This is a genomic window from Sphingobacterium sp. InxBP1, from assembly GCF_026191775.1.
GTDB classification, from domain to species: Bacteria; Bacteroidota; Bacteroidia; order Sphingobacteriales; family Sphingobacteriaceae; genus Sphingobacterium; species Sphingobacterium thalpophilum.
In genome coordinates, this window is sequence record NZ_JAINDX010000044.1 from 19,931 (window position 1) to 35,379 (window position 15,449).

15 protein-coding genes are annotated in these 15,449 nt (G+C 43.8%); 14 read left to right on the forward strand and 1 reads right to left on the reverse strand.

The features are described from left to right. Positions 1-9: 9 nt before the first annotated feature. From K7A41_RS10630 to K7A41_RS10690, 13 genes are all read left to right on the forward strand, one after another. Entirely contained in the window at positions 10-2,052 is a 2,043-nt protein-coding gene (locus K7A41_RS10630) for a M13 family metallopeptidase (RefSeq protein WP_265713692.1), read from the forward strand. Positions 2,053-2,191: 139 nt separating this feature from the next. Further along, positions 2,192-2,503: a 50S ribosomal protein L21 gene (rplU, locus tag K7A41_RS10635; RefSeq protein WP_028068281.1), complete on the forward strand. Its 312-nt coding sequence runs from the start codon at positions 2,192-2,194 to the stop codon at positions 2,501-2,503. Positions 2,504-2,546: 43 nt separating this feature from the next. Continuing rightward, positions 2,547-2,810, forward strand: a complete 264-nt coding sequence (gene rpmA / locus K7A41_RS10640) for a 50S ribosomal protein L27 (protein WP_028068280.1) — start codon at positions 2,547-2,549, stop codon at positions 2,808-2,810. Positions 2,811-2,965: 155 nt separating this feature from the next. Continuing rightward, the gene (locus K7A41_RS10645; protein WP_265713698.1) at positions 2,966-3,709 is read left to right on the forward strand and encodes a hypothetical protein; all 744 of its coding nucleotides are present in this window, start codon (positions 2,966-2,968) and stop codon (positions 3,707-3,709) included. 5 nt (positions 3,710-3,714) lie between these two features. Next, positions 3,715-4,305, forward strand: a complete 591-nt coding sequence (locus K7A41_RS10650; RefSeq protein WP_265713699.1) for a hypothetical protein — start codon at positions 3,715-3,717, stop codon at positions 4,303-4,305. 282 nt (positions 4,306-4,587) lie between these two features. Next, positions 4,588-5,556, forward strand: a complete 969-nt coding sequence (locus tag K7A41_RS10655) for a formylglycine-generating enzyme family protein (protein ID WP_028068277.1) — start codon at positions 4,588-4,590, stop codon at positions 5,554-5,556. Between the two features lie 27 nt (positions 5,557-5,583). Beyond that, positions 5,584-6,897 carry a Gfo/Idh/MocA family oxidoreductase gene (locus K7A41_RS10660; RefSeq protein WP_265713700.1) on the forward strand — a complete coding sequence of 438 codons (1,314 nt, stop codon included), beginning with the start codon at positions 5,584-5,586 and terminating at the stop codon, positions 6,895-6,897. Between the two features lie 60 nt (positions 6,898-6,957). Then, positions 6,958-7,938, forward strand: a complete 981-nt coding sequence (locus tag K7A41_RS10665) for an FAD:protein FMN transferase (protein WP_051606440.1) — start codon at positions 6,958-6,960, stop codon at positions 7,936-7,938. A gap of 17 nt (positions 7,939-7,955) precedes the next feature. After that, positions 7,956-8,879: a hydroxypyruvate isomerase family protein gene (locus K7A41_RS10670; protein ID WP_028068275.1), complete on the forward strand. Its 924-nt coding sequence runs from the start codon at positions 7,956-7,958 to the stop codon at positions 8,877-8,879. Positions 8,880-8,973: 94 nt separating this feature from the next. Next, positions 8,974-10,218, forward strand: coding sequence for an MFS transporter (locus tag K7A41_RS10675; protein WP_028068274.1), 1,245 nt, complete (start codon positions 8,974-8,976; stop codon positions 10,216-10,218). A 43-nt stretch (positions 10,219-10,261) separates the two neighbouring features. After that, positions 10,262-11,947 (forward strand): GMC oxidoreductase, encoded by a 1,686-nt coding sequence (locus tag K7A41_RS10680; RefSeq protein WP_028068273.1) that lies wholly within the window; start codon positions 10,262-10,264, stop codon positions 11,945-11,947. A 20-nt stretch (positions 11,948-11,967) separates the two neighbouring features. Next, positions 11,968-13,401 (forward strand): Gfo/Idh/MocA family protein, encoded by a 1,434-nt coding sequence (locus K7A41_RS10685; protein ID WP_028068272.1) that lies wholly within the window; start codon positions 11,968-11,970, stop codon positions 13,399-13,401. A gap of 22 nt (positions 13,402-13,423) precedes the next feature. Then, positions 13,424-14,053, forward strand: a complete 630-nt coding sequence (locus K7A41_RS10690; RefSeq protein WP_028068271.1) for a gluconate 2-dehydrogenase subunit 3 family protein — start codon at positions 13,424-13,426, stop codon at positions 14,051-14,053. A 64-nt stretch (positions 14,054-14,117) separates the two neighbouring features. Here K7A41_RS10690 and K7A41_RS10695 read toward each other — a convergent pair whose 3' ends face one another. Further along, positions 14,118-14,843 (reverse strand): acyl-[acyl-carrier-protein] thioesterase, encoded by a 726-nt coding sequence (locus K7A41_RS10695; RefSeq protein ID WP_037532067.1) that lies wholly within the window; start codon positions 14,841-14,843, stop codon positions 14,118-14,120. 322 nt (positions 14,844-15,165) lie between these two features. Here K7A41_RS10695 and K7A41_RS10700 point away from each other — a divergent pair, with 322 nt between their 5' ends. Next, positions 15,166-15,432 (forward strand): hypothetical protein, encoded by a 267-nt coding sequence (locus K7A41_RS10700; protein WP_028068269.1) that lies wholly within the window; start codon positions 15,166-15,168, stop codon positions 15,430-15,432. Positions 15,433-15,449 lie beyond the last annotated feature (17 nt).

The window sequence follows — 15,449 nt, forward strand, 5'->3', positions numbered from 1 at the left end:
TAATAAAGTATGATACAAAAAATCAAATGGGGGACGCTTTCTCTGCTCTCAGTGATGATGTCGTGTCAGTCCCGCACGAGCAAAGAAAGCTCACAGGAGACCAGGACCAGCTTTTTTGATGTATCTGGCATGGATACAACGGTAAGCCCCGGCGATAATTTTTTCCAGTACGCAAATGGTAACTGGATGAAAAATACACAGATTCCAGCTTCTGAAACGGGCTGGGGCTCGTTTTATATTCTTGCAGATGAGAATTTGCAGAAGTTGAGGACTGTCCTGGAGAATGCGGCACAATCAAACAGCCAAGAGGGATCTGATCAGCAGAAAGCAGGAGATTTCTATACGAGTGGCATGGACACTATAACGATTGACAAACTTGGTGCTAAGCCGATAGAAGCTGCTATACAAAAGATTAACAATCTGAAGAGCACGGATGAACTGATCGCTTATGCAGCAGATGGTTTTAAAAACGGTGAAGGTGACCTTTTCACTTTCTATGTTGGCGCTGATGACCGAATCAGCAATAAGAATGCACTGCAGTTCTTCCAAGGCGGACTGAATCTGCCTGAGGCGAGTTATTATCTGGATCAAGATGATAAAGCAAAGAGAATCCGGCAGGCCTATGTTGTTTATCTGACTAAGTTGTTTGGCTTAATCGGAGAAGGAGCCAACGCCCAGAAGGCTGCTGAAGAAGTGCTGCGTCTTGAGACGGAAATTGCTAAATCACACCTCACTCCGGTTGAGTTGCGTGATCCGATCAAAAATTATAATAAGTTTGCCGTTGCCGAGTTCCAGAAACAGACACCAGATCTGAACTGGAAAGATATATTGGAACGTCTTCAGATCAAGACTGACACCATTTTGGTACAGCAACCAAAGTTTTATGTAGCTCTTAACCACTTGTTGAAATCAGCGTCTCTGGATGCATGGAAGACAAAGCTAAAAGCGGATCTGGCGAATGCATCAGCGAGTGCGCTCAGCAAAGAGTTCCGGGATGCCAAGTTCGATTTGTTTGGTAAGACCCTCAATGGACAAAAACAGCAAAAGGAGCGTTGGAAACTAATCGTGAGCGCTGCCGACGAGCATCTGGGAGAAATAGTCGGTAAATTGTACGTTGACGATTATTTTAAACCCGAAGCGAAACGTCGCATGCTTGAGCTGGTCGATAATCTACAAAAAGTGTATAAAAGCCGGATCGAAAAACTGGATTGGATGACTCCAGAAACAAAGAAAAAGGCTATCGAAAAATTAGAAGCTTTTGCCAAGAAAATCGGCTATCCCGAAAAGTGGAAAGATTACAGTGATGTGCAGATCGCTAAGGATACTTATTATGCCAATTTGCAGTCGGCCGCAAAGCACGCTTACAAAGAAATGGTTGGTAAGATCAGCAAGCCGGTGGACAAATCAGAATGGTTGATGACAACACCTACTGTAAATGCGTATTACAATCCTCCATACAATGAGATTGTATTCCCGGCAGGGATATTACAATTTCCGTTCTTTGACGCCAATGCGGACGACGCCATCAATTACGGTGCAATTGGTGCTGTGATCGGTCATGAAATGACGCATGGTTTTGATGATCAGGGAAGGCAATATGATAAGGCTGGTAATCTGAACGACTGGTGGACTGCGGTGGATGCCAAACAGTTTACTGAACGGGCAAATCAGGTCGCGAAATTGTACGGAAGTTTCACGCTATTGGATAATCAGCATGTGAATGGAGAACTTACTTTAGGAGAGAATCTAGCTGATATCGGGGGGCTAAATATTGCGTACGATGCGTTCAAGCTGACGAAGCAGGGGCAAAGCAGTGACAAAATTGACGGCTTCACGCCAGACCAACGGTTCTTTCTGAGCTTTGCACAAGTATGGCGGGTCAAAAACAGTGATGAACGTATGCGTTTGCGTCTCAAAGTAGATCCACATAGCCCAGAGCAATTCCGTGTCAACGGACCAGTGTACAATATGGAAGCATTCTATAAGGCTTTTGATGTACAGCCAACGTCAAAAATGTATGTTGCCCCGGAGAAGAGGATTCTGGTCTGGTAAGCGTTTATTGTTCGGTTTCCTGTTATTGGGACAAGGCAATACTTTTGTTAAAATGAAGGAAAAAGGTATATTTGTTTTGAATTGTGATAAAAACTCGTTACTTTTGCCCTTCATTTAATAACAATTTAATTAATTAACAATGTACGCAATAGTAAATATAGCAGGACAGCAATTTAAGGTTGCAAAAGACCAGTTCCTTTTTGTACACCGTTTACAAGGAGATGAAGGCGCTAGTATTGAATTTGACAATGTATTGTTAGCAGAAGACGGTGGTAAATTTACCATTGGTACACCTAGCGTTGCTGGTGCAAAAGTTTCAGCTAAAATTTTGTCTCATTTAAAAGGCGATAAAGTTATCGTTTTCAAGAAAAAACGTCGTAAAGGCTACAAAAAGAAAAACGGTCACCGTCAACAATTTTCTAAAATCCAGATCACTGGTATTACGTTATAATTGAATTTTTAATCAGACAATAGTCTTAAATTAAGATAAAGAAATGGCACACAAAAAAGGTGCGGGTAGTTCTAAGAACGGCCGTGAGTCACATAGCAAGCGTTTAGGTATCAAAATCTTCGGTGGTCAGCAAGCAATCGCAGGTAACATCATTGTTCGCCAACGCGGTACGCAGCACAATCCTGATGTTAACGTCGGTATTGGTAAAGATCACACATTGTTCGCTTTAGTAGACGGTAAAGTAGTTTTCCGTAAGAAAGCGAACAATAAATCTTATGTTTCTGTAATTCCTACAGAGCAAGCATAAGGTTTGTAACAATATTGGGAAAGGCATCAAGCAATTGATGCCTTTTTTTGTGCACAATCCGTAAAGCTGACATCTTATGTGTTATTTTCTGTTAAATGTAACTGCTTTGGTACAATTTTTATAAAGGATATGTGTTTTAAGATAAATACCGATTTATGAATTACAAGAAGTTTGGATATGTGCTGTGGGGCGGACTGTTTGCCGTTTCATGCTATTCATGCAGTTCGATGTACATGCCCAATGTTCCCTCGGCGCCGATGTTTACAGGCGCAGGTGAGGTCTACGTTTCCGGCAACATCAATACAAAGGCGAACGCGTCCGCAAATCTGGGGGTTGCTATTACGGACCACGTTGCCGTTATCGCCAACGGATCCTATATGGATAACCGGTCTAACACCAAGGATCATGCGCAGAAAATGGCTGAGGCGGGTCTTGGATATTTTACGCGTTTTGGACGGAAAAATAATCGGGTATTTGAAGTGTATGGTGGGTACGGCCTTGGTAATACGCACATCGTTGACAAACGGTCTTCCACCATTGGTCAGGCGGTCGTTGAGACGCGCGACATGGATTTTGACAAGGTGTTTGTGCAGGTCAACTTCTCTTCTGAAAAGAAGGATGCACTAAAATTGTTCGGCAACAGACATGATATCGACTACGGCACGATTATCAGGCTCAGCAATATGCGGATGAAAAATTTCGCTATTGATGGTATACCTGCGTCAAAGGAAGATAATATGCTTGTAGAACCGGTTTTTTATACCCGAATGGGCTTGGGTAAGGGGTGGAAATTGCAGTATACAAACGGTATGGTTTTTGGCTTCAAAAGTAACGAGTATTTAAAAGCAGGCTACCCGTTGTTTACACTGGGAGTTTTGTATAAATTTGGAGGAAAATAGAGCTTATGAGCAAGAAAATTTTATTTGGGTACCTGCTGTTATTGAGTTTGTTTGTTTCCGCATGCGGCGTCAACCGACAAAAGGCACAGATTGAAAACCTGGCGAAATGCAAATTTGATGTAGAGTCTGTGGATAGCATCCGCCTGGCGGGAACCTCCTTGGACCGGCTGATCAAAAACAATGAAATAGACCTTGGGGCGGCACCCGGTCTAGCATTGGCCTATTTACGGAAGGATATTCCGTTGGATGCTGTCATCCGGTTGAAAATTGATAACCCGACATTAAAAAAAGCATCTATCAACAAGTTTCAGTATATAATCCTCTACGGTAAGCAACAGCTTGTCGAGGGTATTGTCAATCAACCACTGCAGATTGACCCCGGGGCATCAACTGTCGCAAATGTCCGAATTGCGACTAACATATATGATCTGCTGATGAACTCAGACTTAAAGGATTTTTTAATGTCCAGTGATCAGAATAAAAAAGGAATTTTTACGTTAAAAATTAAACCTTCAATCAATATTGCCGGTCAATCGATATTTTATCCGGGGTATATCACGATAGATAAGACCGTGAGCCGAAAAATCCTTCTGTAAGGAAGTGGCATTGCGATAAAAAGGTTTTCCATCGGCTGGGAAACCTTTTTTGTTGGTGGTATACTTCGGGAATAGAACCATGCTTATAGTTCACACTCATGTTGCATAATACGATAGCACAGGTTTGTGTTAGTGAAGGATTGGCTGTTTTTAAACTGGTTGCTAAACCGTTATAAAAATAATTTATTTTATTAAAATAAAACTGTAATAAAAAAGTTATACTGCCTGAGTGTAAAGTGTACACCATATTTTATATTTTAGTCTTTAAATAGAAACCTAAATATGTTTAAAAAATTCATTATACCTGTTTTTCTGTTTGCTGGTGTGCAAGCCTTTGCCCAGACAAAATTTGATCATTATGAGCAGGCTATCGAGGGGACAAGTCTTTCCTTCAAAATGATGGCCATCCCCGGTGGAAGCTTCATGATGGGAACGGAGTCTGGAGGTAAGGACGATGAAAAACCTGCGCATCAGGTAAAACTGGATCCGTTCTGGATGGGGCAGTACGAGGTAACCTGGGATTTGTTCGAACCTTTCTTATACAAGGATTATGAAATTGCAAAAAGCAAAGATGGCAAAGTTTCGCCAGAAGTTGATGCTGTAACCAGACCGACCAAACCCTATTTAGATATGACTTTTGGTTTTGGCAAAGAGGGGCATCCTGCTTTGGCGATGACCAATTACAATGCGATCCAGTTCTGCAAATGGTTATACGTTCGTACAGGCGTTTTTTATCGCCTTCCAACGGAGGCGGAGTGGGAGTATGCTGCTCGTGCGGGATCAAAAACCGCTTATTTTTTCGGTGATGATGCCTCGAAGTTGAACGATTATGCCTGGTATCAGGAAAATGGGGAGCAGAAGACACATGCTGTGGGCCAAAAGAAGCCTAATCCTTGGGGTCTGTATGATATTTATGGAAATGTAGCGGAATGGACTTATGACCAATATAAAGCGGATGCTTATGGGGAAGGCAAAGGTAAGGTGCTGAACAATCCAGTTGTTGTGCCAACGAACCTATATCCACATGTAGTCCGTGGTGGAGCATTTGACAGTCAGGCGGCGGACCTTCGTTCGGCAGCCCGTGGCGCTTCGGATCCTGTCTGGAAACAGCTGGACCCTCAGGTTCCTAAAAGCAACTGGTGGTTTCCGGAAGCTCCTTTCGTTGGAATGCGCCTGGTGAGACCATTAAATCCACCTAGCCATGAGGAGATTATGGCGTACTATGATAAAAAACCAATCAAAGATTTTTAAAAATAAAATAATCAATATAAAACTGTTATGAAAAATCTAGAAAGAAGAGATTTTATTAAAACTTCCGCTGTGGTTGCAGGTGGTGCGATGCTAAGTTCACTCCCCTTGTCGGGAGCATATGCTGCCGGATCCGATGTGATAAAAGTTGCGTTAATAGGCTGTGGAGGCCGAGGTACCGGAGCGACGTTTGATGCGCTAAGTACAGGAGCAAATATAAAGGTGGTGGCGCTCGCTGATGCATTTAAAGACAATTTAGATGCCACATATAATACCCTTAAAGAGAAATGGCAGGATAAGATTGACGTGAGCGACAACCATAAATTTATCGGATTTGATGCGTACAAAGACGCAATCAAATTGGCCGATGTCGTTATCTTGGCGACGCCTCCGGGCTTCAGGCCTGCTCATTTCGAAGAGGCCGTGCGTCAGGGGAAACATGTCTTTATGGAAAAACCCGTCGCAGTGGATATCCCTGGAGTACAGCAGGTGATCCGTGCGGCAGCAGAAGCCAAACGAAAAAAATTGAATGTGGTTGTCGGGCTCCAACGTCGTTACCAGACCAACTATAGGGAGGCCATCAAGCGCATTCATGATGGCGCTATAGGTGATGTCACTTCAGGACAAGTGTATTGGAATTCGGGGGGTGTCTGGGTGCGTCCGCGTAAACCCGGGCAGACAGAAATGGAATATCAAATGCGCAATTGGTACTATTTCAACTGGCTTTGTGGTGACCATATTGTTGAACAGCACGTGCACAACATTGATATTGCCAACTGGGTGAAAGGTTCGTATCCGGTTTCCATACAGGGTACTGGAAGTAGGGCGCATCGAACTGGCAAGGAGTATGGTGAGATCTACGATAACTTTGCTCTGGAGCTCACCTATGCTGATAACAGCGTAGTATACAGCCAGTGCCGTCATTTTGAAGGAATACAGAACCGTGTCGACGAACAATTTCAGGCCACCAAAGGACGCGTATACCTATCGGCGGGAGGCCAGGCCATACTATATGACTGGAAGGGAAAAGAAATCTACCGTCATGATGCGAAAGGTAATCCAAACCCTTATCAACAGGAGCATAAGGAACTCTTTGATGCTATTGCAAAGGGCGAATATAAATTTGAAAATGCTGAGTATGGCGCTTACAGTACACTGACAGGCATCATTGGCCGCATTGCCTGCTATACGGGTAAGGTTATCAAATGGGATGAAGCGCTGAAATCAACCATCAAATTGGGGCCTGAGGTGCTTGCCTGGGATGCAAATCCGAAATTATTGCCAGATGCAAATGGTTTCTATGCTGTTGCAAATCCGGGTCAAAATACAAACCTGTATATATAAGCATAGCAAGGCAAGGTGATGGGGCTTAATAGCAAGTTTTGTTTAATTTTCTGTTTTTTGATGTGTGGACCTGGACTGAAGGCCCAGACAGTTTTGAGAGAATCGAACAGGATCCGCTTGGAAGGCCCCGCGCAGGGCACGCAGTTTCATATCACTTACTTCGCTGCTGATAGTGTTGTCAAACGAGCAGAAATAGACAGTATCCTGCAGGTGATTGACTTCTCCATGTCTATTTACAGGAAAGATTCAAACATTTCCATATTTAACAGGGACACTGTCAGGCATATTGAGATGGACCCACATATGGCGAAGGTCATTGCAGCCTCGTTCAGATACAATAAGCTATCCAAAGGCCAGTTTGATATTACCATAGCCCCATTGGTCGATCTCTGGGGCTTTGGTGTGAAAAAGCGCGTAGCGATACCGGATACAGCCGAAGTGCTTCAGACTAAACAATTGGTCGGCATGCGGCATGTAAAGGTTGTGGGTAAGCAGCTGATCAAAAAGAAACCGGGGATTAAAATCGACGTTAATGGAATTGCGCAGGGGTATACTGTCGATCTGCTTGCGGATTATCTGGAGCAGCGCGGAGTTACCAATTATATGGTCGAAGTTGGCGGTGAGATTAGAACACTGGGATCCCCGCCGGGACAGCAGGGATTTTCCATCGGCATTGTCCAACCGGACGAAAGTAAGGAAGCGGATATCATGACGGCAGTAGTGCAACTTAATAAAGGAGCGTTGACAACGGCAGGCAGTTTCGAAAAATACATTAGATATAAGGATAGAAAACTTGGGCACCACATTAATCCGCTGACCGGTTTTCCTTATACAACATGTGTGTTAAGCGTGACCGTGCATGCCAATACCGCCATGGATGCGGATGCGCTCGACAACTACCTGATGGGCATGGAACCGAAGGCAATCATCGCTGCCGTTCAGAAGATGAAAGATGTGGCTGTATTTGTCATCTATAAAGATAAAAATGAATCTATCTGTACCGTTTATTCGGATGGATTTACTAAATTGTTGAAGAAATAATCAATTATAAATAAAACATGAAGCGATCTGATTTTATTAAGAGTAGCCTTTTAGCCGCTGGCGCGGGGCTATCGGGGCATACCTTTGCGTCAGCCAGCCAAAATACAAGTAAAACCATGGACAAGGGAAAGACATTCAACCTCAATTATGCACCCCATCAGGGGATGTTTAAGCATCATGCCGGTGACAATTTTCTAGATGAAATACGCTATATGTATGATCTGGGGTTTCGGGGTATTGAAGACAACGGCTATCTGGGACGTACACTCGATGAGCAAAAGAAAATAGGTGAGTTATTGACCAAGTTGGGCATGACTATGGGTGTTTTTGTCGTGGATGGCGGACAAAACTGGATGCCGTCATTGGCTACGGGTAAGCAGGAATTCGTGGATAAATTTATCGAGACCTGTCACCGGTCTGTAGAGGCCGCAAAACGCTGTAATGCGAAATGGCTGACTGTGGTTCCTGGATTTTATGAACGTCGACTCCCTTGGGGAAATCAATTCAGCAATATTCTTGCCGCATTGCGCAAAGGCGCGGAGATCTTTGAACCGCACGGTCTTGTCATGGTATTGGAGACCTTGAGTGATACACCGGACTTGTTTTTGCAACAGACCCATGAGACCTACGCCATGTGCAAGGCTGTCAACAGCCCTTCTTGTAAAATTCTGTACGACATTTATCACATGCAACGTACAGAAGGTGACCTGATCGCTAATATGAACCGTTGCTGGGACGAGATTGCTTATATCCAGATCGGCGATAATCCAGGCCGCAAGGAGCCCACAACAGGGGAGATCAACTATAAAAATGTGTTCAAACATATCTACGACAAAGGGTATAAAGGTGTGATGGGAATGGAACATGGAAATTCCAGACCGGGGAAAGAAGGAGAGGACAGATTGGTGGCTGCTTACCGCGAGGTCGATAGCTTTTTGTAATATTTTAATAGTGTACTATTGACAATTAGATTTAATTTCTTAAATTGAGCTGGTAAAACCAATTAGTAGTATTGTAAAACACCATTTTTTTATGATTTCATCAACAATAAAATTTAAACTATCCTTCATGATGTTCCTCGAGTTTTTTATTTGGGGAGGATGGTTTGTCACATTAGGCACTTTTTTAAGCAAGAATCTTCAAGCGACGGATTTTGAGATGGCTAATGTCTTTTCGACCCAATCCCTGGGGGCAATTATCGCTCCTTTCATTGTGGGTATGATTGCGGATCGTTATTTTAATGCCGAGCGTATATTGGGTGTTTTGCACTTGGTCGGGGCGGTGTTGATGTATCAAATGTATTCCGCGGCTGATATGTCTACCTTTTATCCCTATGTACTGGCTTATATGATTTTATATATGCCAACATTGGCTTTGGCGAGTTCAGTATCTTTCCGGCAGCTGACGAACCCTGAAAAGCAGTTTTCCGCAATACGTATCTGGGGCACAATTGGTTGGATTGTTGCTGGTCTAGCAATTAGTTACATCTTCAGATGGGACGCTGCCGCGTCTGAGGGGGCGTTGAAAAACACCTTTTTGATGTCGGGTGTTGCTTCATTGGTCCTGGGTGTATTTTCATTTGTTTTGCCCAAAACGCCACCGGTCAAATTGGATGCCGGTGAAAAACCTTCCTTTGCCTCGATTATCGGACTGGATGCAATCAAATTGTTAAAGGACAAGAATTTCCTGATTTTTTTCATTTCGTCAGTATTGATCTGTATTCCTTTGGCCTTCTATTATTCCAACGCTAATTTATTTCTAACGGAGATCGGACTAGAAAATCCGACGGGTAAAATGACGATTGGTCAAGCATCTGAGGTGTTGTTTTTATTGGCACTTCCGATTTTCTTCACAAAATTTGGTTTTAAAAAGACCATCTTGGTAGGTATGTTGGCCTGGGTAATCCGTTATCTGCTGTTTGCATACGGTAATGCGGGTGAACTTTCCTTTATGCTACTGATCGGCATTGCGTTACACGGTATCTGTTACGACTTCTTTTTCGTTTCCGGACAGATTTATACCGATAGCAAAGCAGGTATAAAGTATAAATCCGCGGCGCAAGGACTGATTACTTTAGCGACCTATGGTGTCGGGCAGTTGATCGGATTTTGGGTAGCAAGTTACGTAGGCGACAAGTATAAAGAATTAAAAGCAACAGATTTAGCAGGTTTTTGGAATCATACATGGGTCGTTCCTGCAATCATCGCGGCAGTTGTATTTTTCATCTTTTTGGCCCTTTTCAAAGATGAAAAGGTGGAAAGTAGTCAAACTGCACATTAACGAGAAAAAATAACTATTTAAAAAACAAATAATTAGAAGAGAGATGGCAACAAATACTTATGACGCGATTGTAATCGGTTCTGGGATAAGTGGTGGATGGGCAGCGAAAGAGCTGACTGAAAAGGGTCTAAAGACAATTATGTTAGAGCGTGGTCGTAATATCGAACATATTAAGGATTATACTGCTCCAAACAAAAATCCCTGGGAATGGCCACATGCTGGCGGACGTACGCAGAAGATGATCGAAGATTATCCTGTACTGCGCAGAGATTATCCATTGAATGAAAAGAACCTGGATTTTTGGGTAAACGAGAAGGAGAGCCCATACACAGAGGTGAAACGTTTTGACTGGTACCGAGGATACCATGTTGGAGGCCGTTCCCTGATGTGGGGCCGACAGTCTTACCGCCTGGGGGATCTCGACTTTGAAGCAAACTTAAAAGATGGACATGGGGTCGACTGGCCTATCCGTTATAAAGATATTGCTCCTTGGTACAGCTATGCAGAAAAATTTGCCGGCATCTCCGGTAATAGAGACGGTGTGCCATCGCTTCCTGATGGTGATTACATGCCGCCAATGCCAATGAACATTGTTGAAAAAGATCTGGCGGAGCGGTTGAAGAAACAATACGGAGGTAAACGTCATTTCATCATGGGGCGTACAGCTAATATCACTGTGCCGCATGAGGGCCGCGTGAATTGTCAATATCAGAATCAATGTTGGTTAGGTTGTAATTTTGGTGCTTATTTTAGTACGCAATCTGCAACGCTGCCAGCGGCAACCAAAACTGGAAATCTGACATTACGTCCGTTTTCTATTGTAACAAAGATTATTTACGATAAAAACACCAAAAAAGCGAAGGGAGTTGAAATCATTGATGCCGAAACCAATAAGACATATGAATTTTTCGCTAAAGTGATCTTTGTCTGTGCATCGGCGTTGAATTCTACTTGGGTGTTGATGAACTCAGCCACGGATGTATGGGAAGGCGGTTTAGGCAGCAGCAGCGGCGAGCTTGGTCACAATCTAATGGATCATCATTTCCGTTGTGGCGCTGGAGGCCGTGTAGAGGGCTATTTGGACAGCTATGTATTTGGACGCCGGCCTACAGGTTTATATGTGCCTCGTTTTGTGAACGTTGAGGGTGATACCAAGAAACGCGATTACGTTCGTGGGTTTGGATATCAAGGGGCGGCAAGCCGTGGCCGCTGGTCGGGTGCCGTTGCCGAAATGGAAGTCGGCGGAGCATGGAAAGATGCCATCTGTGAGCCCGGTGACTGGAGTGTAGGCTTTACTGCTTTCGGAGAAACATTGCCTTATCATGAAAATAAAATTACCCTTGACAAAAACAAAAAAGATAAATGGGGGTTACCTGTACTCTCTTTTGATGCTGAAATTAAGGACAATGAATTGAAGATGCGTTCGGACATGCAGAACGAAATGAAGGAAATGCTGGAGAGCATCGGAGTGAAAGATACGTATACGTATGATAATGTCTATGGCTTTGGCCAAGGTATTCACGAGATGGGAACAGCTCGGATGGGGCGTGATCCAAAAACATCGGTGCTGAACGGTAATAATCAAGTTTGGGATGCATTGAATGTATTTGTAACAGATGGCGCATGTATGACTTCCGCCGGCTGTGTGAACCCATCGCTTACCTATATGGCACTTACTGCGCGTGCAGTCGATTTTGCGGTTAGTGAATTGAAAAAAGGTAATATCTAATTAGCTAAAGATTGATAACAATGGAAAATAACTCAAATAAGCCGAGCAGACGAGATTTTATAAAGACGGCAGCCACAGCGGCGGCAGCTTTTATGATCGTTCCGCGCCACGTATTAGGCGGGAACGGTTTTACAGCTCCTAGTGACAAATTACAAATTGCAGGTATAGGTGTTGGTGGTAAGGGATTCAGTGATATTAACGCCTTCCATGATTCGGGCAAAGCAGATTTGGCCTTTTTGTGTGATGTGGATGACAGACGTGCTGCCGGTGCTCTAAAACGGTATCCTAAGGCGAAATACTATAAAGATTATCGTGAAATGCTGGATAAGGAACATAAACGCATCGAAGCCGTTTCTGTTTCTACTCCAGACCATCAGCATGCCATTCAGGCCCTAGCAGCCATGCAATTGGGCAAGCACGTGTATGTTCAAAAACCATTGACACATGATGTTTGGGAAGCGAGAGCCCTGACACATGCTGCCAAAAAGTATAAGGTGGTTACACAAATGGGTAACCAGGGCGCTTCAAATGATGGCCCTCGTTTTGTCCGCGAATGGTACGAAGCTGGTCTAATCGGTGATGTACATACTGTATACTGCTGGACGGATCGTCCTGTATGGCCTTCAGGTATTCCATGGCCTACAGGCAAAGCAGAAATTCCTAAAGAGTTGGACTGGGACCTTTGGTTGGGTACAGCTCCTTATAAAGAGTACGTAGACAAATTGGTGCCTTTCAACTGGCGGGGCTGGTGGGACTATGGTACCGGCGCTTTGGGTGATATGGGCTGTCACTTGCTGGAAGTTCCTTTTAGCACCTTGGGGTTAACCTATGTACAGGACGTGCAGGCAACCGTTGGCTCAGTCTATGTGGATGAATTCAAACGTGGATATTTCCCTGAGAGCTGTCCGCCATCGAGCCATGCGACATTGACATTCCCTAAGACGCCACGTACAAATGGACCTGTGACTCTACACTGGATGGACGGCGGTATTCAGCCTGCACGTCCGGATGAGCTAGGACCGAATGAAATCTTTGGTGATGGCGGTAACGGTATTCTATTGGTTGGTACAAAAGGAAAGATTCTGGCAGATACTTATGGTCAGAATGCACGCCTATTGCCTACCTCCCGAAAAGACCAGGTTGCCCAGAAATATGCGCGTGTACCGGGACAGGAAAGCGGGCATTATGCACAATGGGTTGAGGCATGTCAAGCTGGTTACGGCAAAAAAGAGGTGAGTTCCCCGTTCGAGATTGCTGGACCGTTGACAGAAGCTTTGCTGATGGCAAATCTGGCTATCCGTGGTGCTGATTTGCGTATAGACGGAAAATATCCGGGGCGCAATCTAAAGCTGTTGTGGGATAACGACAATATGCGTGTGACCAATTTTGATCATGTTAATCAATTTGTAAAACGCAATTACAGACAGGGCTGGGAAGTGAAGTATAATTTCTAAAATTAAGATATTTTATAGTAGCATGAATAGAAGAGAAGCATTACAACGCGTTGCCTTGATTTTAGGAGGTACCGTTATTGGCGCCAATTTATTTCTGGAGGGCTGTACACGCTCTGCAACAAAAGACGTACAAGCTTTATTCGAAGCAAAAACGACTGACTTACTGGGTGATCTAGCGGAGGCTATTTTACCGAAGACAGCCACTCCGGGCGCCAAAGAAGCTGGGGTTGGAAGTTTTATTCCGGTCATGGTACGCGACTGTTATACAGAGAAGCAGCAGAAAGCATTTTTGGATGGCTTGGCTACTTTGGATGATAAAGCGAAAGAAGTTAAAGGAAAAGCGTTCCTCGAGCTTTCGCCTGAAGATAGGACAGCAGTTGCCGCTGCGCTCGATAAAGAAGCGAATGAGTTCAATAAAAAACAGGCTGAAGAGCAAAAGGATATTATCGAGAAGAATCGGGAGAAGCAAAATCAGTTGTACAATTATGTGGAAAACGATCCACCTCATTGGTTTACCATGTTCAAGCAGCTGACGTTGACAGGTTTCTTCAATTCTGAGCTCGGCTGTACGAAAGCGCTGCGCTTTGTGAAAATCCCCGGAAAATACGATGGCAATTTACCTTACAAGAAAGGTGACAAAGCGTTTGCATAGGGTATGCGAAATGCAGAAAAAAGGAGGCTATAGCCTCCTTTTTTTGTTGCCGGGGTCTATCTGTTCATCGGGTTTCTACTTCGAGGGCGAAATGGATGCGCTGCCGCTTTGTGACAGTCATAAAATAACCTGTATTTGTAGACTCACCATTAATTTCTACGGCATCGTTGTGCCGCAATTCCCGAAGATAATTCATTTCCAATGATTTGATCTGGTTGGTCAAAACGAGTTCAATGGGGAGCCGATCCATGCACCAGTCCAGATATTTGACGTTGTTCGCATGGTTCACTATGTCCAGATCGGATAGCTTAACGATATACTGATCCATATTTTTGACGCTCTGCGAGATATCCAGTTTGGAGAACGGTCTTTGGGTTGCGCGACGGTCGGGATAGGTGGTAAATTCTGCTGCTGAAATTGCTAAAGTCTCCGAGCTTCTTTTGACCGTGTTGATCACAGCCCAATAGCTCGTTGCCGTGGCATACAGCTGTCCGTTGACTGTAAGTTCGAAATTGCGTGTAGAGCGAGCACCCTCCAGCTCCTGTACCCAAGTTTTGACCTGAACGATATCCATCCATTTGGGCAATCTGTTGATTTCTATACGTATCCGGCTTAATACCCAAGTCTGGTTATGTTTAGCCATTTCGGTGAAGCCAAATCCAGCAAGCGTGGCGTGATCTCCAGCAGTCAGCTGAAGGATATTTGATAAGTCGGAGAAACGGATGCGGCCATTAGAGTAACACTGTGTAAAATTAATTTCCCAGGCTTTCTCAAAAACAGATTTTTCCATGTGCAGTTTATTTTACTCCAAAATTAGCAATATAGCTGGCTTATTGTCTACGTTCGAGATGGAAAATGACAGAACAGGGAAAAAAGTGCATATGATTTTTTGAGGTGAGGTTGTGCTGTATAGGATCGGCGACGAGTGGGCCCAGATCGTTTTTTTATTGTAAAATAAATGATAGTTTTCAGTTATTTAATTGATTCTTATCGAAGGATTAGGTAGATTTAAATAAGCCAATGGCACAAAATGATAAAATAAGATTGGCTTTGGCGCGTTATAGCTAGGTAGTGCGCTACATTTTGAATTTACACATTAAATGCTAAGTATTATGGTTGGAGAATTAATAGCTAAAGAGGATATTCCTCAATTTAAATTTATCCCTGCGAGTGAAGATAAGTCGGCGGTATTTATGGATAAATTGAAAGGTGCTGTGCGTCTGGGGAATGAGTTTAAATCCAAGACTGAAATAGCCTTTCAAACCGATTCTGGACCAAAGCGCATTGAGACCACTGTGTGGTCATTGACTGATCGATATATCCAGATCAAAAGCGGTGTTCTGATTCCTCTCAAGTCGATCATTGCAATTGATTATTAATAAAATGGCTCCTGTGC